Origin of the sequence: Streptomyces lanatus, from assembly GCF_014655715.1 — a bacterium.
GTDB classification, from domain to species: domain Bacteria; phylum Actinomycetota; class Actinomycetes; order Streptomycetales; family Streptomycetaceae; genus Streptomyces; species Streptomyces lanatus.
This window is the reverse complement of sequence record NZ_BNBM01000006.1, coordinates 392,651-414,682: the sequence shown is the minus strand read 5'-3', so window position 1 is coordinate 414,682 and position 22,032 is coordinate 392,651. Positions and strand designations below refer to the sequence as shown.

Below are 22,032 nucleotides of genomic sequence, written 5' to 3'. Positions count from 1 at the left end.
TCTCGCGCTTCGGCGCATGCGAACGTAGCTCAGTTGGTAGAGCGCAACCTTGCCAAGGTTGAGGTCGCGAGTTCGAACCTCGTCGTTCGCTCCAGATCAAAGGCCCCGGTCATCGACCGGGGCCTTTTTCTTGGGTCAGCTCCAGCTCGTACCCGTCAGGCGCTCGTACGCCTCCACGTACTTCGCACGGGTCGCTTCCACGACCTCCTGCGGCAGCGGCGGCGGGGGCTGCTCGCTCTTGCGGTCCCAGCCGGAGGCCGGCGAGGTCAGCCAGTCGCGCACGAACTGCTTGTCGTACGACGGCTGCGCATGGCCCGGCTCCCATTCGTCGGCCGGCCAGAAGCGGGAGGAGTCCGGGGTGAGCACCTCGTCGGCGATGACCAGCGTCTCCCCGTCGAAGCCGAACTCGAACTTGGTGTCGGCGAGGATGATGCCGCGCTCACGGGCGATGTCCCGGCCCCGGGCGTACACGGCGAGGGTGGCCTGCCGCAGCTGCGCGGCGGTCTCGGCGCCGACCTGGCGGGCGACCTCCTCGTAGGAGACGTTCTCGTCGTGCTCGCCGACGGCGGCCTTGGTGGCCGGCGTGAAGATCGGGGCGGGCAGCTCGCTGCCGTCGACCAGGCCCTCGGGGAGGGCGAGGCCGCAGACGGTGCGGGAGTCGTTGTACTCGGCGAGACCCGAGCCGGTGAGATAGCCGCGGGCCACGGCCTCGACCGGGATCATCTTCAGCGACTTGCAGACCAGGGTGCGGCCCGCCCAGTCGGCGGGGGCGCCGGCCGGGACGTCGGTGCTGATGACGTGGTTGGGCACCAGGTCGACGAGCTGGTCGAACCACCACAGCGAGAGCTGGGTGAGGATGCGGCCCTTGTCGGGGATCTCGGTCGGCAGCACCCAGTCGTAGGCGGACATACGGTCACTGGCGACCATCACGAGGTCGCCCGCCTCGTTCTGGTACAGCTCGCGCACCTTGCCGGTGTGCAGATGCACCAAGCCCGGAACCTGGATCGGCTCGGGCTTTTCTACGAATCCGGACACGGTTCCTCCCCGTGGTTCTGTCCAACGGGTTGATTGTCCCGTATGAGGCTCTGACCTTGGACTTGGGGGTGTGCTGGGTGGGCTCAGTCACGTTTGCAGATGCGGTCCAGGAGGTTCGCGGTGGCGCGCTGGATGCGGGCGTCGACATGGCCCGGGCGGTCCAGCGCCGGGGACCAGGCGAAGGTGCCGGAGGCGAAGACCAGGGCGCCGGAGGGGGCGCGGTAGAGGGACGTCTCCTGGTGGCGGAGGGCGCCCTCCTTGTCGGTGTACGGGGAGTGGGCGAGCAGGATGCGCTCCTCGTGCTCGGGCAGCGGGGCGCGCGGGAAGTAGCGGTCGGCCTCGCCCGCGACCAGGCCGTCGATGCCGTCGCCCTCATGCGCGCCGGTGGCCTCCCACAGCCAGTGGTCGGCATTGCGGACGATCAGGGGCCGCGGCTCGGGGACCTGACCCGCGTACTGGATGCCGATCACCTCCTGCTCGGGCCGGTCGATCTCGCGCCACAGGACCGGGCGGCCGGGGCCCTTGCGCTTGCGGCAGGTGAGCAGGCGGTCGGGGACGCCGGACGGGGAGGGGGCCAACTCGACCTGCCAGTACATGGAGTTGGCGGAGAGGAAGACGAGCGAGGTGCCGTTCTCGCGGGCCAGCTCCACGGTGCGGCGCATATTGCTCGACCAGTACTCGTCGTGGCCGGGGAAGACCAGGCCGCGGTAACGGGTGGGGTCGATGTGGCCGCCGTGCAGGTCGCGGGCGTCGGCGTAGGCGATGTCGTAGCCGTAGCGCTCGGCCCAGCGGATGAAGTCGTAGGCGTGGCCCACGTGCAGGGGGAGGCCCGCGCCCGCGTACGGGCGGTCGAACGAGACGGTCGTGGCGGCGTCGGCCTCGCCGAGCAGCCGGCCGTCGTCGTCCCAGGCGTGGTAGAGGCTGGCGCCGGTGTGGCCGTCCTCGGGGTAGAGGTTGTAGGCCTGCCAGGTGACGTCGGGGAGGAGCAGGAGCAGATCCGCGGGGTGGTTGTCGCGGACGGTGAAGGGGATGTGGGAGCGGTAGCCGTCGGCGGTGGTGAGGACGGCGACATACGCCCCGATGCTCCAGAAGCTCGGGATCTGCAGGCGCCAGGACAGCCACCAGTGGTGGCAGGAGACGGTGCGGTCGGCCGTCAGCGGCGGGGGCTGCACGATGCCGGAGAGACGCGGGCTGGTGGTGATCTTGGCCGCGCCGTGGCCGCCGTAGTGGCCGATGCGGTAGATGTCGACGGCGAACTCCTGCGGCGGGTCCACGGTGATGTGGAAGTCGACCGCCTCGCCGGGGGCGACCGCGCCGGTGGAGATGAAGCCCTTGATCTGACGGTGGACGTCGTCGGCGGAACGCGGGCCCGCGCTGCGTGGGGCGGGGATGCTGTGGGTGCCGGGCGTCGGGGGGTGGGCCTGGCCGTCGACGTACCAGGGGACGACCTGGCCGGTGTCGTCGAAGTAGGTGACGTTGCCGCGCAGCCAGGGGACCGGGCCCTGGCCGAAGGGGTCCGTGACGGCGTGCGCGAGTGCTCCCGACTCCCAGCGGCGGATCTGCTCCGAGCCCATGGCCGTACCCCTCCCTCGTTCCCCCGTGGTGGTGCGCCGAGCGGTGTCCTTGATGCGGTGCGTGCGTCTGGCGCGGTGTGGCTGGTGCGGGCCTGGGCTTTTGTGTGTCTGTCGTATGTCGTAAGCCCTTGCCATATGCGCTATCGATCCCAGCACATCACATTGCGCACGCATCCTGTCACTATTCGTTGCGAATTGGCCGAAAGTGGAACCGGGGACTCCGGCTTCAGACCAGCCGTACCGGCTTCTCCGGGCGTATCCCCGACTCCACGAGCCAGGCCCGCAGAGGCACCGCGTCGCCCTCCTCGATGAGGCTCAGGACCCGGGGGGTCAGGTCGGCGGCCCGTACGCCGTCGATGAGGAGGGTGGGGCCGTCGAGCCAGTCCAGACCGGGGGCGGCGCCCGCGGTGTCCATCGCGGCGCAGCAGACCATCGCCGTCACATGGTCGGTGAGCAACTCCCGTGAGGTGCGCGGTGGTTGGAGCGGGAAGAGCGGGAGCGCGCCGATGTCCAGGAAGGTGGCGTCGACGGCCGGGGAGTCGCTGCGCTTCCCGGGGGTCGCGGCCTCCTCGCGGGCCAGCTCCGCGGTCAGACCGGCGGCGAGGGCGGAGCTGCGCTCGGTTTCCTGGTCGTCGGTGGGGTGGTCTTCCGCCATGGCGGCGTAGGGGAGTTTGGGGGCCTTGGAGGGTTTGGGTTCCCGGGCGGCGGGCGGCGGAGGCTGGGTGTCCGCCGTGGACGGGTTGGACGGGTCGGACGTGGCAATCGCTTGCTGGTCTCCGGCGGGGCGGTGGGCGGAGGTGGTGTCGACAGGCCCGTCGGCGGAGGCGGGGTCGGTGTCGGCAGGCCGGTCGGTCGAGGCGGGGTCGGTGGTGGTGCCCCGTGGGGTCGCCAGGTGGTCCAGGACGCGGGCCAGGGTCGGGCCGTCGGTCTCCGGGGAGGTGTCGGTGGTGCGGCGGACGCCGAGGGCGTCGAGGACACGGTGGAGGCGGGCCGCGTCGGTGCGCCACTTGCGGTCGACGACCTCCTCCGGATACGCCTGCCAGTCCACCGGGGACCAGTCCGGGCCGGACTCGGCCGGGCCGCCGTGGAAGAGCCGGGCGGCGAGGAGCGAGGTGGCCTCGTCGACCACGCCGGGCTCTTCGAGCAGATCGCAGGCGGGGCGCTCGCCGAGCCGGGAGGCGAAGCCCTCGGCCAGCCGGTCCCGGCGGGACAGCTCGGTGAGGGCGGCGACGACGCCCGCGTCCAGCCGGGAGGGCCAGCGGCCCATCCGCCAGGCCGGCAGCGCGACCCGCGTCAGCAGCCGGTCCCAGCCCGCGTACGCCAGCCCGACCTGTTCCTGGGCGACGATCCGCAGTCCGTAATCCACAGCCTGTGCACGCTCGGCGGCCGCGGCGGCCACGCCCCGCTCCATCTCGGTGGCGTGCTCCCGGCAGCTGCGCAGCAGCACCCGCGCGACCCAGCCGAGGCCCGCGCACACCGCGCGCGAACCCGGGCAGCGGCCGCGCGTGGAGCCGACGGCCACGGCGGCGTCCAGGCCCCGGACGAAGCGCCGGGCCAGGGCTATGTCCGGGTGCGCCGAAGGTCCCGTACCGGCGACGACCGGGGCGAGCACCGCGCGCAGCTCGCCGACGCGCATCCACCACAGGAACGGGGAGCCGATGACGAGGACCGGGGCGGCCGGCGTACGGCGATGGGCGCCGCGGGTGCTTCCGCCGTGCAGGCCGTTGCTCTGCCGGCCATTGCCCTGGCGGCCGTCGAGCCCGTGGTCGTCGCGGTGCTCGGCCGGGGGCGGGCCATGGGCCGGGTGGGTGCGGTCCTCCAGCCAGCTGTCGCAGTCCGGGGTGAGCGCTATCGCGGACGGGGCGGGGACGTCGAGGCGGTCGGCGAGGTCGCGCACCAGCCGGTACAGATCCGGGGCCTGCTCCTCGGCGATCGGGACCGTCGGAGTGACGGCGGGGCGGGCGCGGGCGACCACCAAGGCGATGACGGCGGCGGCGAGCAGGACGAGCACGGCGATCGGGGTGACGACCCAGCGCATGACATGCCAGCCGGGTCCCACGAGATGGCCGGTGGAGGCGCCGGTGAGCAGCACCACGGAGACCGCTGCGGGAAGCAGGGCGATGGCCAGCGCGCGGCTGCGGATGCGCAGCACCGCGAGGGCCCGGGCACGCGCGGCCTGCGCACCCATCTCCACACCCATACCGGTCACGGCCGGACCTCACCCCCTCCGCGCTGCCCTGGCTGTCCGAACTGTCCTGGCTTTGCTCACTCCCCCACTGTGGCACCCACCACTGACATCGCAATGCCGGTGGGCCAAGTGCCGGAACGCTTTGCGCCGCACCCTAGTTGGGGCGTCGACCCACGTCAGCCGGATGGGGCATCGGTCACTCGATGGAATGGCTTTGGGGAGAGGTGGATGACGTACAGCGAGGATCAGGCCCCTGATCCTGAACAAAGTCCAGTCGCCGAGCTCAGAGTGCGGGGCTTCGGGCTTCGGGCTTTGAAAAGGGTCAGGCCCCGACTCCTGAGACGGATTCGGGGCCTGTCCGGTTTATCGGGAGTGCGGGTTATTCGCCCGACGCCTTCGCCGCGATGTCCGTGCGGTGCTGGGAGCCGTCGAGCTTGATACGGGCCACCGCCCGGTAGGCGCGGTCGCGGGCCTGGGTGAGGTCCTTGCCGGTCGCCGTGACGGACAGGACGCGGCCGCCGGCGCTGACGATCGCGTCGCCGTCGCGCTTGGTGCCGGCGTGCAGGACATAGGCGTGCGGGGCGTCCTCGGCGGCCACCTCGTCGAGGCCGGTGATCGGGTCGCCGGTGCGCGGGGTGCCGGGGTAGTTGTGCGAGGCGACGACGACGGTGACCGCGGCGTCCTCGCTCCAGCGCAGGGGCTCCAGGTCGGCGAGGTCGCCCTTGGCGGCGGCCAGCAGGACACCGGCCAGCGGGGTCTTCAGGCGGGCCAGGACGACCTGTGTCTCGGGGTCGCCGAAGCGGGCGTTGAACTCGATGACCCGTACGCCCCGCGAGGTGATCGCGAGACCGGCGTACAGCAGCCCGGAGAACGGGGTGCCCCGGCGGCGCATCTCGTCGACGGTCGGCTGGAGGACGGTGTCGAGGACCTCCTGGACCAGCTTCGGGTCGGCCCACGGGAGCGGGGAGTACGCGCCCATGCCGCCGGTGTTGGGGCCCTCGTCGCCGTCGAGCGCGCGCTTGAAGTCCTGGGCGGGCTGGAGCGGGACGACCGTCTCGCCGTCGGTGATGGCGAAGAGGGAGACCTCGGGGCCGTCGAGATAGTCCTCGATGACGACGCGCTCGCAGGCGTTGGCGTGCGCCCTGGCCGCCTCGATGTCGGCGGTGACGACGACGCCCTTGCCGGCGGCGAGACCGTCGTCCTTGACCACGTACGGGGCGCCGAAGGCGTCGAGGGCCTCGTCGACCTCCTCGGGCGTGGTGCAGACGTAGGAGCGGGCGGTCGGGACACCGGCCCCGGCCATCACGTCCTTCGCGAACGCCTTGGAGCCCTCGATCTGCGCGGCCTCCCCGGACGGGCCGAACACCGGGATCCCCGCCTCGCGCACGGCGTCGGCGACCCCGGCGACGAGCGGCGCCTCCGGCCCCACGACCACGAGGTCGGCGCCGAGCCGTTCGGCGAGCGCGGTCACGGCCGCGCCGTCCAGGGCGTCGACCTGATGCAGTTCGGCGACGTCGGCGATGCCTGCGTTGCCAGGGGCGCAGTGCAGCGCGGTGACGTCGGGGTCGAGGGACAGGGAGTGGCACAGGGCGTGTTCGCGGGCGCCGCTACCGATGACGAGGACCTTCACGGGGGTCAGCCTAACGGGGTTCTTGTGCGAGGTGCCGAGGGGTCGGGGGTTGGTGACCTGTGCGTTCCTCCAAGTGACGGCCGGTACCGGCTGCGAGGGCTACTCGTTCGTGAACTCCTCCACCACCGTCGCCCCCAGCTCCCGCACGATCAGGTCGTACCCGGAGAGGGCCGACTCGTTGAGGTCCGGGTCGTCGTCCTCGGGGATGTCGTCCTCGGGGGCGACCGGGGCGTGGGACTCCGGGGCGGACGAGGTGGGGGGCTGGGGGGCCGGTGTGGGGCTGGTGGAGGGAGCCGACGGGACTGCCGGGGGTGGGGTGGGTGTCGCGGGCGTCGACTGGGGGGCGGACGGGCGTGGGGCGGCCGTACCGCCACCGCCGTGGCCGCCACCGCCTTGGCCCGCTTGGCCGCCGGTGCCTCCGCCGCCGTAGCCACCGCCTCCGCCGCCTCCACCGAAGCCGGAGGAGCCGCCGCCCGGCGGAGGAGCCGAGCCGCCGCCCGACGGGTCGATGATCGCCTCGATCTTCCATTGGACATTGAACTGCTCGGCCAGCGCCTGCTTCAGCACGTCCTCGCTGCCGCTGCTCGCGAAGTTGTCGCGCGCTCCGGCGTTGACGAAGCCGAGTTGGAGGGTGGTGCCGTCGAAGCCGGCCACCTGGGCGTTCTGGCTGAGCAGGATCCAGGTGAAGCGGCGGCGGTTCTTGACCGCCTCCAGGATGTTCGGCCAGAGCATGCGGGGGTCGAGGCCGCCGGTCGGGGGTGCGTAGGCGGGGGCTGCTCCGGGGGCGGGGGCGGCTCCCGTGGCGGGAGCGGGTGCCGCGGGCTGCGGGGGTGCGGGGGCGGGGGTGCCGCCGCCGGACCCGGCCGGGGCCGCGGTGGGCCAGCCGCCGGGGCGTCGGCCGCCACCCGTGGGCGCGGCGGTGGGCCAGGCGCCGGGGGCGGGGGCGGGGGCTGGGGCTGAGGGTTCCTGGGGGGACTGAGGCTGCTGGGGCTGTTGCGACGGCTGCTGGGGCTGGGGCTGCTGGGGCTGCTGCGGTGGCTGACCGCTCTCCGACGGAGCCGCCCCCGCCACCGGGGCGGCACCCGCCGGAGCACCCCCGCCCCGTACGGCGGCCCGAGCCGCGGCAGGCCCGCCACCCGGCGGAACGGGCGCGGCGGAGGCGCCCCCCTGGGCATCCGGAGTCGACGGATAGCCGTGCCCCTCGGGCCCGGGCACGTACCCCATCGCAGGCATGGCGGGCGCGGCAGGCATGCCGCCACCCGCACCACCCCCGCCGGAGAGATTGACGCCTCGCTCCAGGCGGTCCAGCCGGGCCATGACCGAGCGCTGGTCCCCGTACGCGGCCGGCAGCAGCACGCGGGCGCAGATCAGCTCGAGCTGGAGTCGGGGCGAGTTGGCGCCCCGCATCTCGGTCAGGCCCTCGTTGACGAGGTCGGCGGCGCGGCTGAGCTCGGCGGCGCCGAAGGTGCCTGCCTGGGCCTGCATGCGCTCCAGGACATCTGCGGGGGCGTCGATGAGCCCCTTCTCGGTGGCGTCCGGCACGGCGGCGAGGATGACGAGGTCCCGCAGCCGCTCGAGCAGGTCGGTGACGAAGCGACGCGGGTCGTTGCCGCCCTCGATGACACGGTCGACGACCTCGAAGGCGGCGGCCCCGTCCCCGGTGGCGAAGGCCTCGACGACGGAGTCGAGGAGGGACCCGTCGGTGTACCCGAGCAGCGAGGTGGCCATGGCATACGTCACGCCCTCGTCCTTCGCGCCGGCGAGGAGCTGGTCCATGACGGACATGGAGTCACGCACGGACCCGGCGCCGGCGCGCACGACGAGCGGGAGCACGCCTTCCTCGACGGCCATGTTCTCGCGGCCGCACACCTCGCCGAGGTAGTCCCGCAGTGTGCCGGGCGGCACGAGCCGGAAGGGGTAGTGATGGGTCCGCGACCGGATCGTCCCGATGACCTTCTCGGGCTCGGTGGTGGCGAAGATGAACTTCAGATGCTCGGGCGGCTCCTCGACGACCTTGAGCAGGGCGTTGAAACCGGCCGACGTGACCATGTGGGCCTCGTCGATGATGTAGATCTTGTACCGGCTGCTCGCGGGCCCGAAGAAGGCCTTCTCGCGCAGCTCACGAGCATCATCGACACCACCGTGCGAAGCGGCGTCGATCTCGATGACGTCGATGGAACCCGGCCCGTTCCTGGCCAGGTCCTGGCAGGACTGGCACTCCCCGCACGGGGTGGGCGTGGGACCTTGCTCACAGTTCAGACAGCGGGCCAGGATCCGCGCGCTGGTCGTCTTGCCGCATCCGCGCGGACCGCTGAACAGGTACGCGTGATTGACCCGGTTGTTCCGCAGCGCCTGCTGCAACGGGTCGGTGACATGCTCCTGCCCGATGACCTCGGCGAACGACTCCGGGCGATAGCGGCGGTACAGCGCGAGAGACGACACGCATACGAGGTTATAGGCGCCCACTGACAACCAGCCCCGCGCCTGAGCCACCCCGGCAACGCAGACGCCCCCCACGCACCCGCCAGAGCCGACCTACCCTTGCTGCCTTCCGGCCCTGGGGGAGTTCAGTCAGATAGCGCCGCGTGAGGGGCTGCGCAAAGAGTACCCGACGTCAGCGGGTAGGAACGAGTTCGCGAGCACTCCTCTCGGTCATGTAATGTTTCCGGCGGAGGATTCGCCTAGAGGCCTAGGGCGCACGCTTGGAAAGCGTGTTGGGGGCAACCCCTCACGAGTTCGAATCTCGTATCCTCCGCCAGTGCCTCACCGGGCACGATGTCGAAGGGCCCCACCGTTCGCGGTGGGGCCCTTCGACGTTTCTGGTTGCGGTTCACTGGCATGCCACGGTCAGCGGTGGCAGGTGGCTGAGAGGTGGACGCCTCTAGGCGGGCATGGTGCATGGTGCCGGTGCCTGTGCTGTGCCGGCCACGAGTCTGTATCTCGAAACCCCAGGTCAAGGAGCTGCTCGGTCGTCGGAGTCAGGTTCTGTGCCGATGGCCACAGCGGGCGGGGTCGGCGTGCGCTCATACTGAGCCATGACCAAGCCCGCGGTACCGAAGCGTCACCTGCCTACCAGCCCCTTCAAGGCGCCGGTCGCACCGGCCCCCAAGCACTTCGCCCTGGGTGATCAGGTCACCCATGACGTGTACGGCCTCGGCCGCGTGATCGGCGTCGAGGACGGAGTCGCGGCGCTCGTCGATTTCGGCTCCGCGCAGATGCGGATCCTGAGCCCGTACTCCAAGATGACCAAGCTGTAGAAAGAGAGACCTCTCATCGAACCGACTTCGCTGTTCTCCGCGCTGGAAGAACAGCCCCACCGCTCCGGCGCGGCATCGCCGCCCCCGGCCACGAACCCTTTCCAGGCCCCCGACTTCGGGCTGGATGAGACTTTGCCGCTCGATGGCGCACAGGAGCCCGTCACGGGCGTGCGTACCGCGCGGTCCGAGGCGGAGGCGGCTTAGCTCCACCGAGGAGTGGCGTGATGTCGAAGGGCCCCACCGTTCGCGGTGGGGCCCTTCGACTCGGGTGGAGATCTGACGGCTCACACCAATTCGGGTTGGGGTTCGGGCTGTTGGGCTGTCGTGGGTTTGGGGTCCCACTGGCCGGTAGTGCGTATATAGCCGTAGATCACCGAGACCATCGCCAGGATGAGGAGCGGGCCGGCGAGCCAGGCGTGCTGGGCCATCTGGAGGGGGAGGAAGCGGTACGACGCCAGCAGGGCCGCGAAGATCGTCGTGCCGTATGCCACCAGTTGGATTCCCGCGCGGTCCCAGCCGTGGGCCTGTGCGCGCAGGCCCGCCTCGATGGTGAGGGTGAAGACCACGCCGGCCACCAGGTCGACGCCGTAGTGGTAGCCGAAGCCCAGGGTCGCGCCGAGGGTGGCGAGGAGCCAGAACGTGCCTGCGTAGCGCAGGATGCGCGGGCCCTTGCGGGAGTGGATGAAGATCGCGGTGGCCCAGGCGGTATGAAGGCTGGGCATGCAGTTGCGCGGGGTGATCTCGTCGAACGGGATCGCGTGCGGGGCGAGGAGCGGGGGTGCCGTCTCCGGCCATATCGCGGCCGTGGCCCAGACGCCGCCGTCGGCGCCGTACGCAAAGATCGGGCCCACGACCGGGAAGATCATATAGATCCCCGGGCCCAGGAGGCCGATCGTCAGGAACGTGCGCACCAGGTGGTGGGCCGGGAAGCGGCGGTCCCTCGACACATGGCGCAGTTGGTAGAGGGCGAACACGACCGCCGCCACTGCCAGTTGTACGTAGACGTAGTCGAGGATGTGGGCGCCCACCGGGCCGGTCGCCCTGACCAGTCGGCCCACCAGCCAGGACGGGTTGCCCAGGGCGTGGTCGGCGGTCGCCACGTACGGGTCGAGGACCGTCGGGCGGCTCTTGGAGGTGATCAGCAGCCAGGTGTCGCCGGTCTTGCGGCCGGCCACCAGGAGCAGGGCCAGGCCGACGCCCTTCAGGAGCAGGACGCGTTCACGGCCGGTGCGGCGGGTGAGGGCGATGACCGCGCAGGCCAGGACCACGCACAGCGCGCCGTTGCCGAAGGGGTGGCCCTGGCTCTCGGTCACCCTGATGCCGGCCGCCCAGCGCACCAGCAGGACGACGACGTCGATGCCCAGCGCGGAGCCCAGCGCGATCAGGCGTTGCCGCCAGGTCAGCACCACCATCATCAGTGCCATGCCGGCGTACAGGAGGAACCCCGACTTCGGCGGGAACATCACCTCCCGCGCCTGGTTGGTGATCGGTCCGGGCACGCCGTAGCCGCGCGCGGCTATCTCCAGGGCTATGAGGAAGCCGAGGCCCACGGCGGCGGCCGCCGCCCAGAGCAGCGACCTGGGTCTTATTCGTCTTATTCGCGAAGACAATCCCGAATTTGTAGATATCAATGATTTTGGCCGATTTGTCAGATAGATTAGGATAATGATCGTGAATCAGTTCGATCATGCTATCTGAATGGCACAAGTGGTTGGCAGTGAATATTCAGGGTCCGTGCTGTGTGAGCTGGGCGGTGCGGCGCTCCGTGTCCTGCCATACCGGCATCGTCCAGTCGTTGAGCATGAAGACGTAGAGCGCGAAATGGTCTTTGTGGTTGCTGGCCGGAAACTCCCTCTTGAAATCACCGACAGCCGGTCCTGGCCGCGATCGTTCGGGCGCACTCCACGGACTCGGTGTGGGTCGTGTCCACCTCCAGGTCGTAGGTGACGCCCTCGTGCACCATGTCCGCCTGTGCCGCGGCCATCCCCCGGACCCGGTCGCCCCGTGCCATCTCACGCCCCGCCGCGACCGTGCGCTCGCATCTCACCCCGACCCACAGCACGGGCAGATCACCGAGCACCGTGAGCCAGCGTCGCCGGGATGCCGCGCCGCCCAGGAAGACGTCGTCCACGATGATCCTGGCGCCCGCGTGGGCCATCGCGGCGATGCCCCGGGTCCAGGCCCTGTCCAGAGCCGCGAACTCCGGTCCGACGCGCACCGTGCCGTCCGGCTCGAAGACGATCCCCGCGTCCGACTCCCGCATCCTCGCGGGCAGCGCCTCCACGAACGAGTCGACCCCGAACGCCAGCCACGGATCCGGCAGCACGGCTTGCAGGCACCGTACGATCCCGGACTTCCCCGAGCTGGAACCGCCGTTGAGGATGATCACGCGAGTCGCCATCGGGTCACAGTAGGGCGCCCACAGGTGCCGCACGCAGCGAATTTCAGCGACCGCGACGCGGCCGAGCGTCGTGAGCGGCGGAGCTGGTACGAGTCCACGCGGTGGCGGGTTCACTCGGTCGGGTGATGCGTGGTGAACGCGTGATGGACAGTCGTACACGCATGTAGATTTCGTGATCGTGAAGCTGGTGGTACAGGTCAGGCTGCTGCCGACGCCCGAGCAGGCGGCGGCACTTGAGGCGACCCTGCGTGCCTGCAACGAGGCCGCCACGTGGGCCAGCGAGATCGCCTTCGAGAAGGATGTGAAGAGGAACTTCGCGCTGCGCGAGCACACCTACTGCGAGATCAAGGCCCGCTGGGGGCTGGGGGCGCAGGCCGCCCAACACGTCGTGAAGAAGACGTGCGACGCGTACGCCACGCTCAAGGCCAACCTGAAGGCCGGGAACCTCGGCAGGCCCGGATCGAAGCGCTACCGCAGGGCGGTGGAGAAGCCGGTCGCCTTCCGTCCGGAGGGCGCGCAGCCCTACGACGACCGGATGCTGTCCTGGCAGATCGACCGGCGCCGGGTCTCGATCTGGACGACTGCCGGGCGGGTCAAGGACGTGGCCTTCACCGCCTCGCCGGAGCAGCTGGCCACTTTGGCCCTGTACCGGCGCGGCGAGTCCGATCTCGTGTGCCGGGACGGCATGTGGTTCCTGCTGGCCACGTGCGAGGTGCCCGAGGCGCCGCTGAACACGAATCCGGTGGACTTCCTCGGGATCGACCTGGGCATCGTGAACATCGCCACCACGTCCGACGGCGAGATCATGGCCGGGCGTGAGCTCAACCGGATCCGGGTGCGGGAGCGCACGCTCCGCACCAAGCTGCAGAAGAAGAACACTCCGTCGGCCAAGCGTCGTCTGAAGAAGCGCAGGCGCAAGGAGGCGCGGCGAGCCAAGGACATCAACCACAAGATCGCGAAACATGTGGTGGCCGAGGCTGAACGCACCGGTCGTGGGATCGCCCTGGAGGATCTGACGGGCATCCGCGAGCGGGTACGGCTTCGAAAGCCCCAACGGGCCACCCACTCCAGCTGGTCGTTCGCCCAGCTGGGGCAGTTCATCGCGTACAAGGCCCGCAAGGCGGGGGTGCCGGTGGTGCACGTCGATCCGGCGTACACCTCGCGCACCTGCGCCGAATGCGGGCACATCGACAAAGCGAACAGGGTCTCCCAGGCCTGGTTCGCATGCCGGAAGTGCGGATTCGTTGATCACGCAGACCGGAACAGCTCCCACAACATCCGCGCGAGAGCATGGGAGTTGTGGCGACGCGGGGCGCAGTCAACTGCCCCAGACCCACCTCCGGAACCGGGGCGTGGGACAGGACGCAAACGCAGCGCCACAGCCAGCGGCGCCCGTTGTGCAAGCCCGGGACTTTAGTCCCAGGTCGTTGACCGGCGCTTGAACTCCACCGTGCCCTGCCCTCAGCGCGGCTCCCGCACCACCGCCACATCCCCCGCCGGGACGCCCACCGACCCCACGACCGGCTTGCCCGTCAGCAGTTCCGTCGCGTCCGGCGCCACCGCGACCTCGGCGGGACGATCCGTGTGGTTGATCAGGAAGAGATAGTCGGCGTCGGCCCCGCGCCGCAGCACCGCCTCCACACCGGGCGCGGTCGAGCGCACCGACTCCACCCCGGCCTCCGTGCGGAGACGGTCCAGGAGTCCGGCCAAGCTCGTCGGATCGGGGAGGGTGGCCAGGTACCAACTCGTCCCGGAGCCGAGGCTGTTGCGCGTCACCGCCGGGCTCCCGCTCAACGGCCCAGTCGTGTACGACGACACCGCCTCGGCACCGGCCAACCGCACCCGCTCCGACCACAGCGTCCCCGTGCCGCCGCCGCTCAGGCCCACCGACTCGCCCGGCAGCAGCGGGAACAGCTCGTCCGTCCGCACCCCGAGCGCCTCCCGGAACGCGCCCGGGTAACCCCCCAGCCGCACATGGCAGTTCTCATCCACCGCACCGCTGTGGAAGCCGATGGCGATGACACCACCCCCCTCAGCGAACCGAGTCAGATTCGCCGCCCCCGCGTCATCCACCAGATACAGGCTCGGCGCCAACACCAGCCGATACCCCGACAGATCCGCGTCCGGCCGTACGAAGTCCACCGCCACGCCCGACCGCCACAGCGGCTCGTACCAGGCACGCACCAGGTCCTGGAAGCGCAGCGCCTCGCTCGGCTGGGACGGGAGCTCCATCGCCCAGCGGGAGTTCCAGTCCCAGACGATCGCGACCTCGGCCGTGCCGACGCTGCCCCGCACCTCCGCGAGCGCCTTCAGGTCGGCGCCGAGCCGGACCACGTCTCGCCAGATCTGGCTGTCCGTGCCCGCGTGCGGCAGCATCGCCGAGTGCCACTGCTCGGCGCCCGCCTTGGCCGCCCGCCACTGGAAGTAGGCGATGCCGTCGGCGCCGCGCGCCACATGGGCGAGGGCATTGCGCCGCAGCTCCCCCGGCCCCTTCGCCCGGTTCACCGGCTGCCAGTTCACCGCGCCCGTCGAGTGCTCCATCAGCAGCCAGGGGCCGCCCGCCAGCGAGCGCACCAGGTCGCCGCTGAGCGCGATGTCGATCTCGGACTCGGGGTCGGCGGACTGGAGGTAGTGGTCGTTGGAGACGACGTCCAGCTTCGGGGCCCAGCGCCAGTAGTCGAGGGCGTCGAAGTTGTACATCACCATGAAGTTGGTGGTGGCGGGGATCGCCGGGGCGGCTTCCCGCAGCACCTCGCGCTCCGCCTCGTACAGCGAGAGCAGTTCGTCGCTGCAGAAGCGGCGCCAGTCCAGCTGGTGGGTGGGGTTCGGGACGGCGCCGGTGGGGCGGGGCGGGAGGATCTCGTCCCAGTCGTAGTACCACTGGCTCCAGAAGCGGGTGCCCCAGGCGTCGTTGAGGGCGGTCAGGTCGTCGGCGTACCGCGCCCGCAGCCAGCGCCGGAAGGCAGCCGCGCTCTCGTCGCAGTAGCACTCGGCGTTGTGACAGCCGTACTCGTTGTGGACGTGCCACATCGCCAGCGCCGGGTGGTCGGCGTAACGCCCGGCGAGTGCCCGCGCCATCCGCAGCGCCGCCTCCCGGTACGCCGGGCTCGACGGGCAGAACGTCTGACGGCTGCCGTACGACAGTCCGCGGCCGTCCTTGTCGACCGGCAGCGCCTCGGGGTGGGCGCGGAAGAACCACGCCGGGGGTGCGGCCGTCGGGGTCGCGAGGTCGGCCGCGATGCCGTTGGCGTGCAGCAGGTCGAGGACGCGGTCCAGGAGGGTGAAGTCGTAGGCGCCCTCGCTGGGCTCCAGCAGGGCCCAGGAGAAGATGCCGACGCTGACCATGGTGACCCCGGCCTCGCGCATCAGGCGCATGTCCTCGGCCCAGACCTCCTCGGGCCACTGCTCGGGGTTGTAGTCACCGCCGTACGCGATGCCGTCGATCTTCAGCATCAGGCGGCTCCCCCGAGGAGGCGGCGGGTCGTCGCCACGCCCCACTCGTCGAGCGAGAGCAGGCGGTCACTGGACGCCATCAGGCCGCCGGTCGCCTCGACATGCGCGGCCCACTGTTCCCGCGTCTCCACGGCCGGGCGGGCCATCAGGCAGTCGGGGTCGTTGATCCAGAGGCGGCCGTGCTGCCACTGGCGGCCCGCGCCGGTGAACTCGGCCGGGTCCTGGCCGGGTTGGCTGTAGTCGTCGGCCTCGGGGCGGCGGTGCGGGGCCGTGTCGGGGCTGACGCGCATCGCGTCGAACAGGCCGAGGGAGGGCAGGATCGGGGCACCGCAGCCCAGCAGATAGGCGTCGTCGCCGATCGCCTCGCGGATCAGCCCGATCCCGGCGCGGTACGCCTGGAGAGCGTCCTTGGAAGCGTGTCGTACGCCTTCCAGCGCGCCCGCGTAGAGGAAGTCGACCTTGAAGTAGTCGTAACCCTCGGCGCGCAGGGTGCGGAAGACATCCGTCAGATAGGCCGCCGCCTCGGGGTGGGTGGTGTCCAGGACGCGCAGGTCGTGGCCCCAGTTGCGGCCGGCGTGGGTGAAGCCGCCGTCCTCGTCGCGGACCAGCCACTCCGGGTGTTCGGCGGCCAGGTCGCTGGCCGGGTCGACCAGGAAGGGGGCCGTCCAGATGCCCGCTCGGCGGCCCCGTGCGCGGATGGCGTCGGCGATTCCCTCGCGGGAGCGGAAGCGGCCGGAGAGGGTGAGCCAGTCGCCGAGGGCCTTCTGGTAGCCGTCGTCGATCTGGACGACGTCGATGGGCAGGTCAAGGGTGTCCATCGCACGGAGGTTCTCGTGGATGTCGTCCTCGGTGACGGCGGTGAAGTACTCGTACCAGGAGCACCAGACCGTGGGGGCCGGGCGAGGCGTGGGAAGTTGGAGGCTGTCGGCCCAGGCGGCCAGGGCTGAATGGATGGTGGTCCCCGTCCACTCCTTCACCAGGCCGTCGGTGCTGATCTCCGCGACATCGCCGTCCATCACGGTCAGGCGGATCGACGGGACCTCGGTGAAGGGGTCCACCGCCGCCCACAGGCGGACCGGTGATCCGTCGCCCGGGTCGAGCGCCAGCAGGCCCTCGCCCTGGAAGGTGCCCTCGGGGGCGGTGACGCCGGGGCGGTAGCAGACCGTCGCCCAGTTGTCGTTCGTCGGGCGGTACGGGCGGTCGGTGAGGGCGTAGGCGCCGCTGGGGCTCCAGGACTGCCAGCCCTCCTCGTGGACACGGGCGTGAGCCGGGTCCACGGGGACGGAGGCGACCGGGGTGAAGGGGTGAGGCACGGTGGTTCTCTTTCGAAGGGGGTGTGGATCAGCCCTTGTTGGCGCCCAGCGTGAGGCCGCTCACGAACTGGCGCTGGAGCACGAAGTACACGATCAGGGTGGGGATGGCGGTGAGGAGGGCGCCCGCGGCGACCAGGTTGGGGTCGGTGAAGTACGCGCCGGAGAGGTTGTTCAGCGCCGAGGTGATCGGCATGTTCTCGCCGGTGGAGATCAGGACCAGGGCCCAGAAGAAGTCGTTGTAGATCCAGATCGAGAGCAGGGTGGCCAGGGCCGCCATCGCCGGCTTGCACAGGGGCAGCACGATCTGCCAGTACTGCCGCCAGACGGAGGCGCCGTCGACCAGCGCGGCCTCGGTCAGCTCATGCGGCAGGGTGCGCATGTAGTTGCTGAGCACGAAGGCGCAGAAGCCCGACTGGAACGCGACATGGATCAACACCAGGCCCAGGGCCGAGTCGTACAGCTTGCCGGACATGGTGATGCCGGGCAGGTCGATCAGCAGGTACAGCCGGTACAGCGGGGTGATGATGACCTGCTGCGGGAGCAGGTTGCCTGCCGTGAAGACCAGCAGCAGCGCCAGGTTGAGGCGGAAGTCGAAGCGGCTGACGTAGAAGGCGACCATCGAGGACAGGAACAGCGTCAACAGCACCGCCGGGACGGCGATGATCATGGTGTTGACGAAGTAGTGGCTCATGTCCGACTGCGTGAACGCGTTCGTGAAGTTGTCGAAGCTCAGCGAGTCCGGCCAGGACACGTATCCCTTCTCGCTGGTCTCGCTGTACGGGCGTAGCGCCGCGTAGATGGCCCAGGCGAGCGGGGCGATCCAGGCGAGGGCCGCGCCGGCCAGGAAGAGGTGGAGGAGGATCCGGGCGGGGCGGATGGGGGCGCTCTTTTTGCCAAGGGTGGCGGTGGTCGTGCTCATGCGCGCCGCTCCTTCCGGAAGGTGGCCACCAGGTAAGGGATGATCACGACGAGGGAGATCAGCAGCAGCACGACCGCGATCGCGGAGCCGTATCCGATCCGACTGGACTCGCCGATGATGTTGTTGGTGACCAGGATCGAGAGCAGCTCGGTGCCCTGGGCGCCCTTGTTGAAGACGAAGACCAGGTCGAAGGCGCGCAGGGCCTCGATGATGGTGACGACCAGGACGACGGTGTTGGTGGGCCGCAGGGTCGGGAAGATGACGTTCTTGAACGTCTGCCACTCATTGGCCCCGTCGAGCGCGGAGGCCTCCCGCAGCGAGGGGTCGACGCCCTTCAGGCCGGCCAGGTACAGGATCATCATGTAGCCGGTGTGCCGCCAGGACGCGGCGACGAGGATCGCCCAGAGGTTGAGGTCCGGGTCACCGATCCAGTCGATGTACTTGCCGGGCTCGTTGGCCCCGATGAGGCTGTTGATCAGCCCGGTGTCGGGGTTGTAGATGAGCTGCCAGACGAACCCGATGACCGCCATGGACAGCACGACGGGCAGGAAGAACGCGGTCTGGTACACCCTGCTGAAGCGGATCTTCTTGTCCAGCTGCACGGCCAGGAACAGACCGAGCGGCGTCGGGATCACGATCAGCACGACGAACCAGATGACGTTGTGCTCGACGGCGGGCCAGAACTGCGGGTTGTCGTTGAAGAGTTGCTTGAAGTTGTCGAGTCCGACCCACTTGATGGAGTCGAAGCCGATGCCGTCCCAGGTGGTGAAGGCCAGCGCGACGGAGGCGAGGGCGGTCACCCAGACGAGGGCGATGTGCAGGAGGGTCGGCAGACCGGCCATGAAACCGAGGGTGATCCGGTCACGGCGGGTCAGCAGACGTCGGTGCCCGGAGGGCTTGTTGGTGCCGGCGGGGGCAGCGCCCGAAGGCGGCACGGCGGCCGCCTCCGGGGACTTCGTGGGGGTGTTGGTCGTCATCTGGATCAGCCGGACGCGAAGATCGTCTTCTTCTGGCGCTCGATCGAGGACAGCAGACTGTCGACGCCCTTGGGGTCCCGGATGAACTTCTGCAGCGCGGGCTGCATGACCGTGGAGGTGAAGTCGGGGCGGCTGTCACGGTCCATGAACTGGGTCAGGGACTTGGCCCCGGCGATCATGTCGTACGCCTTCTTCTGCAGGGCGGTGTACGAGGAGGTGTCGGCGCCGGTGGCGGCGTGCACGACGCTCGGGTCGGACTTGAGGTAGATGTCCTCGGCGTCGGTGGTGCCGAGGTACTTGAGCAGCTTGACGGCCTCGGTCTTGTTCTTCGGGCTCTTACTCATCATGAAGCCGTCGGTGGGCGCCTCGACCGTGTCCTGGCCGAACTGCGGGTCGATCTCCGGGAAGGCGAAGAAGTCGAGGTCGTCGAGGGCGGCCTTGTCGGTGAACTGCTGGGCGACGAAGGTGCCGAGCAGATACATGCCGGCCTTCTTGGAGGCCAGCGTCTGCGCCGCGTCCTGCCAGGTGCGGCCCATGGAGCCCTCCTGGTGGTACGGGAGGATCTCGGTCCACAGGTCGAAGACCTTGCGCACCTTGGCGTCGGTCCAGGAGGCCTTGCCCGCCATCAGCTCGACGTGGAAGTCGTAGCCGTTCTGGCGGAAGTTGATCTGGTCGAAGGTGCCGAGCGCGGGCCAGGCGTCCTTGTCGCCGAAGGCGATGGGGACCAGCTTGTCCTTCTGCATCTGCTTGCACAGCGCGACGAAGTCGTCCCAGGTGGTGGGGACTTCGTACCCGTTCTCCTTGAAGACGCTCTTCCGGTAGAAGATCGCCCACGGGTAGGTGTACAGCGGCACGAAGTAGTACTTGCCGTCCTCGCCCTTGCTGAGCTTGTGCATCGCCTCGGGGAAGTTCCCCCCGATGGTCTTCCACACGTCATCGATGGGCGTCGCGAGCCCCTTGGCCGCGAAGAACTGCATCCGGTAGCCGGCGAACCAGGTGAACACGTCGTCCGGCGTGCCCTGGAGGTAGGAGTTGATCTGCTCCTGGAACGTGTTCGAGTCCTTGGTGTTCACGTCGACCGTGATGCCGGACTTCTTCTTGTAGGCCGCGTAGATGTCCGCGAACGCCTTCTTCGGCACGGCGTCGGACGCCTTGGAGCCGAGGGTGACGGTCTTCGGGTCGCTCGCCGTACCGCTGCCGCCGCAGGCGCTCAGCAGCGGGATGCCCGCGCCGAGGACGGCGGCGCCGCCTATGCCGCGCAGCAGGGTGCGGCGGCTCGGGCTCGTGCCCGTGAACGTGCTCGGCGACGGCACTGAGAGACCGGAGGGGGAGAAGTGCTGCATCTACGGCTCCTGATGGCAGGGTTCGATCATGAGGGTGGACGTGTCGAAGTCCGTCGTAACCGATCAGAAATCAACTTGACCGAACACGGTGGCGCAATAACAGCCTTATGTCAGGTCATGCGTCAAGAGATGACGATCGCTGTTTCGGAAACGTGACCGACATCTCGAACCCGATCGAATGGGCGAGAGCTAGCGCACCAGCACGGATCGGGTCTCGCTCACCTGGTCCACGTCCGACGTCCGGACGGTCACCTTCATCTCCCACTCCCCGGCGATGGGCAGATTGAGGAAGCTGTTGCCCCAGTAGCCGCCCTTGTCGGCGAGCTCGGCGTCGATGGGGCCGATGTCCTTGGCCGGGAGCGTGAAGGAGACGCGCAGCTCCGGGACGATGGACACGCCGCCGTCGGGGCCGTAGACGAGGGCCTCGATGGAGTTGTCGCCGACCCGGGCCGGATCGATGGTGATCTGCACCTTGCCGTGACCGCCGGGGGTGCCGACGTCGAAGGGCACATTGGTGACGGAGGCCCCGACCACGGCGGGCGCACCGGCGGCCGCCTCGGCCTCCGCGCGCCCCGGGAGGCTGCTGGTGAGAAGGGTGGTGATCGCCAGCACCACGGCGCCCACGGCGACTTCGGCGAGGACGGAGCGGCGGAGGGCGTGCCGTTGCCGGTCGGTGGGAGGCGGTACGTCGTTCGGCGGCGGCTCGGGCAGGGAGGGCCCGCCGACGGCCTGCGGAACCTTCTCCCGCACACCCACCTCAGCGTCCACGTCGGCTGTCGCCAGCCGGGCCGTCCAGCGACGCGACACGGCCGCCGCACCGAGCAGCAGCACCACCGCGGCCAGCTTGAGGGTCAGGAGCCTGCCGTACGTCGTGCCGGTGATCGCGTCCCAGGAGCCCAGGCCGCGCCAGGACTGGTAGACGCCGGTGACGACCAGGACGGTCACGGATGCGAAGGCGAGGCGCGAGAAGCGGGTGACGGCGGCCGGGGTCAGGTGCGCGCGGTACAGCGTGACGAGCAGGGCGGTGAGGCCGCCCAGCCAGACCGCCGTGGCGAGCAGATGCAGCGCCGAGGAGGTCATCGCGACGGGCACCTGGATACCGGCGGAGGCATGCTCACCGGCGGCCCAGGTCAGGGCGAGGCCGACGGCGATGGCGGCACCGGCCCAGCGGTAGGGCTTGCGGCCCTTGGTCAGCCGTAGGAGATATCCGGCGGCCACCCCGAGGAGGACCAGCCGGGCGAGCATGACGAGCCCTGGTCGGCTGCTGAGCGTACGGGTGAGGGAGTCGGCGCTGAGAGCCCCGAGCGGCCCCTCGCCGGTCTCGTACGGGGCGCGCAGCACCAGCAGGGCGAGGGTGGCGGCGAGGAGGGCCCACCAGCTCGTCCTGAGCAGCCTGTGCAGGACGGGGGCGTCCGGTGGGCGGCAGACGGCGAGGAAGGCCGCCGTGCCGATGAGGAGGGCGACGGCGAGGTAGGCCAGATAGCGGGCGATGTTGTAGAGGCTCTTGGTCGCCGGGTCCTCGGTCGGACCGGTGTCGACGACGGCGGTCGTGACGGAGGGTTTGCCGACGGAGAACGTGAACGCGCCGGACACCGGATGGCTGTCGGCCGACACCACCCGCCAGGCGACGGTGTACGTCCCCTCGCCCAGCTTCCCCGGCAGACTCACGCGGGCCGTCTCACCGCTGCCCTTGGCGTGCTCCGGCTCACCCGTGCGCAGACGGCGCCCCTCGGGGTCCAGTACCCGGAAGGAGTCCTCCAGCAGACCGACGGACTCCGTGAAGGTCAGGGTGATGTCACGGGGGGCCGACTTGAGGACGGTTCCGTCCTCGGGGTCGCTGGCGCGGAGGGCCGCGTGCGCGGACGCCGGTCCCGTGCCGCCGAGGACGAACAGGACCAGCAGGGTGCCCAGCAGCACCAGCCGTTGAAGTCGCCGCCGGCCG

The 22,032-nt window shown here is 70.2% G+C and carries 15 protein-coding genes, 2 tRNA genes and 1 other RNA gene; 4 read left to right on the top strand and 14 right to left on the bottom strand.

Features of this window, described 5'->3' with window-relative positions; genetic code table 11:
- Window positions 1-18 precede the first annotated feature (18 nt).
- A tRNA-Gly gene (locus IE325_RS19360) sits at window positions 19-94 on the top strand.
- Between the two features lie 41 nt (window positions 95-135).
- Here the strand turns inward: IE325_RS19360 and IE325_RS19355 are convergent.
- The 6 genes from IE325_RS19355 to ffs all read right to left on the bottom strand — a co-directional run bounded on the left by IE325_RS19355 (window position 136) and on the right by ffs (window position 9,024).
- Window positions 136-1,035, bottom strand: a complete 900-nt coding sequence (locus IE325_RS19355) for a phosphoribosylaminoimidazolesuccinocarboxamide synthase (protein ID WP_190071188.1) — start codon at window positions 1,033-1,035, stop codon at window positions 136-138.
- Between the two features lie 83 nt (window positions 1,036-1,118).
- Window positions 1,119-2,609, bottom strand: coding sequence for a N,N-dimethylformamidase beta subunit family domain-containing protein (locus IE325_RS19350; protein ID WP_190071187.1), 1,491 nt, complete (start codon window positions 2,607-2,609; stop codon window positions 1,119-1,121).
- 226 nt (window positions 2,610-2,835) lie between these two features.
- Window positions 2,836-4,818: a hypothetical protein gene (locus tag IE325_RS19345; RefSeq protein ID WP_190071186.1), complete on the bottom strand. Its 1,983-nt coding sequence runs from the start codon at window positions 4,816-4,818 to the stop codon at window positions 2,836-2,838.
- Window positions 4,819-5,176: 358 nt separating this feature from the next.
- Window positions 5,177-6,427, bottom strand: coding sequence for a phosphoribosylamine--glycine ligase (purD, locus tag IE325_RS19340; protein WP_190071185.1), 1,251 nt, complete (start codon window positions 6,425-6,427; stop codon window positions 5,177-5,179).
- Between the two features lie 99 nt (window positions 6,428-6,526).
- Window positions 6,527-8,869, bottom strand: coding sequence for a DNA polymerase III subunit gamma and tau (locus IE325_RS19335; RefSeq protein WP_190071184.1), 2,343 nt, complete (start codon window positions 8,867-8,869; stop codon window positions 6,527-6,529).
- Window positions 8,870-8,929: 60 nt separating this feature from the next.
- Window positions 8,930-9,024, bottom strand: an RNA gene (ffs, locus tag IE325_RS19330) — signal recognition particle sRNA small type.
- Window positions 9,025-9,097: 73 nt separating this feature from the next.
- On the opposite strand from ffs, the gene IE325_RS19325 reads away from it, so the two are divergent.
- Together IE325_RS19325 and IE325_RS19320 are read left to right on the top strand one after the other, a co-directional pair.
- Window positions 9,098-9,185 (top strand) — tRNA-Ser (locus IE325_RS19325).
- A 277-nt stretch (window positions 9,186-9,462) separates the two neighbouring features.
- Window positions 9,463-9,684: a hypothetical protein gene (locus IE325_RS19320; RefSeq protein ID WP_190071183.1), complete on the top strand. Its 222-nt coding sequence runs from the start codon at window positions 9,463-9,465 to the stop codon at window positions 9,682-9,684.
- 284 nt (window positions 9,685-9,968) lie between these two features.
- Here the strand turns inward: IE325_RS19320 and IE325_RS19315 are convergent, their stop codons facing one another.
- Complete coding sequence (locus IE325_RS19315; protein WP_373315186.1) at window positions 9,969-11,294, bottom strand: phosphatase PAP2 family protein; 1,326 nt, start codon at window positions 11,292-11,294, stop codon at window positions 9,969-9,971.
- A gap of 251 nt (window positions 11,295-11,545) precedes the next feature.
- Window positions 11,546-12,085: a chloramphenicol phosphotransferase CPT gene (gene cpt, locus IE325_RS19310; protein ID WP_190071182.1), complete on the bottom strand. Its 540-nt coding sequence runs from the start codon at window positions 12,083-12,085 to the stop codon at window positions 11,546-11,548.
- A 178-nt stretch (window positions 12,086-12,263) separates the two neighbouring features.
- On the opposite strand from cpt, the gene IE325_RS19305 reads away from it, so the two are divergent.
- Window positions 12,264-13,502, top strand: coding sequence for an RNA-guided endonuclease InsQ/TnpB family protein (locus tag IE325_RS19305; RefSeq protein ID WP_190071181.1), 1,239 nt, complete (start codon window positions 12,264-12,266; stop codon window positions 13,500-13,502).
- A gap of 44 nt (window positions 13,503-13,546) precedes the next feature.
- Here IE325_RS19305 and IE325_RS19300 read toward each other — a convergent pair whose 3' ends face one another.
- The 6 genes from IE325_RS19300 to IE325_RS19275 form a co-directional block, all read right to left on the bottom strand.
- Complete coding sequence (locus tag IE325_RS19300) at window positions 13,547-15,538, bottom strand: beta-galactosidase (RefSeq protein WP_190071180.1); 1,992 nt, start codon at window positions 15,536-15,538, stop codon at window positions 13,547-13,549.
- Window positions 15,538-16,851: a glycoside hydrolase family 36 protein gene (locus tag IE325_RS19295; RefSeq protein ID WP_190071179.1), complete on the bottom strand. Its 1,314-nt coding sequence runs from the start codon at window positions 16,849-16,851 to the stop codon at window positions 15,538-15,540. Before IE325_RS19295 ends, IE325_RS19300 begins: the two co-directional genes overlap by 1 nt.
- A gap of 28 nt (window positions 16,852-16,879) precedes the next feature.
- The gene (locus IE325_RS19290; RefSeq protein ID WP_190071178.1) at window positions 16,880-17,770 is read right to left on the bottom strand and encodes a carbohydrate ABC transporter permease; all 891 of its coding nucleotides are present in this window, start codon (window positions 17,768-17,770) and stop codon (window positions 16,880-16,882) included.
- The gene (locus IE325_RS19285; RefSeq protein WP_190071177.1) at window positions 17,767-18,747 is read right to left on the bottom strand and encodes a carbohydrate ABC transporter permease; all 981 of its coding nucleotides are present in this window, start codon (window positions 18,745-18,747) and stop codon (window positions 17,767-17,769) included. Before IE325_RS19285 ends, IE325_RS19290 begins: the two co-directional genes overlap by 4 nt.
- A gap of 5 nt (window positions 18,748-18,752) precedes the next feature.
- Window positions 18,753-20,090 (bottom strand): ABC transporter substrate-binding protein, encoded by a 1,338-nt coding sequence (locus IE325_RS19280; protein WP_190071176.1) that lies wholly within the window; start codon window positions 20,088-20,090, stop codon window positions 18,753-18,755.
- Window positions 20,091-20,279: 189 nt separating this feature from the next.
- Window positions 20,280-22,007, bottom strand: coding sequence for a copper resistance CopC/CopD family protein (locus tag IE325_RS19275; RefSeq protein WP_190071175.1), 1,728 nt, complete (start codon window positions 22,005-22,007; stop codon window positions 20,280-20,282).
- Between the last annotated feature and the right edge of the window lie 25 nt (window positions 22,008-22,032).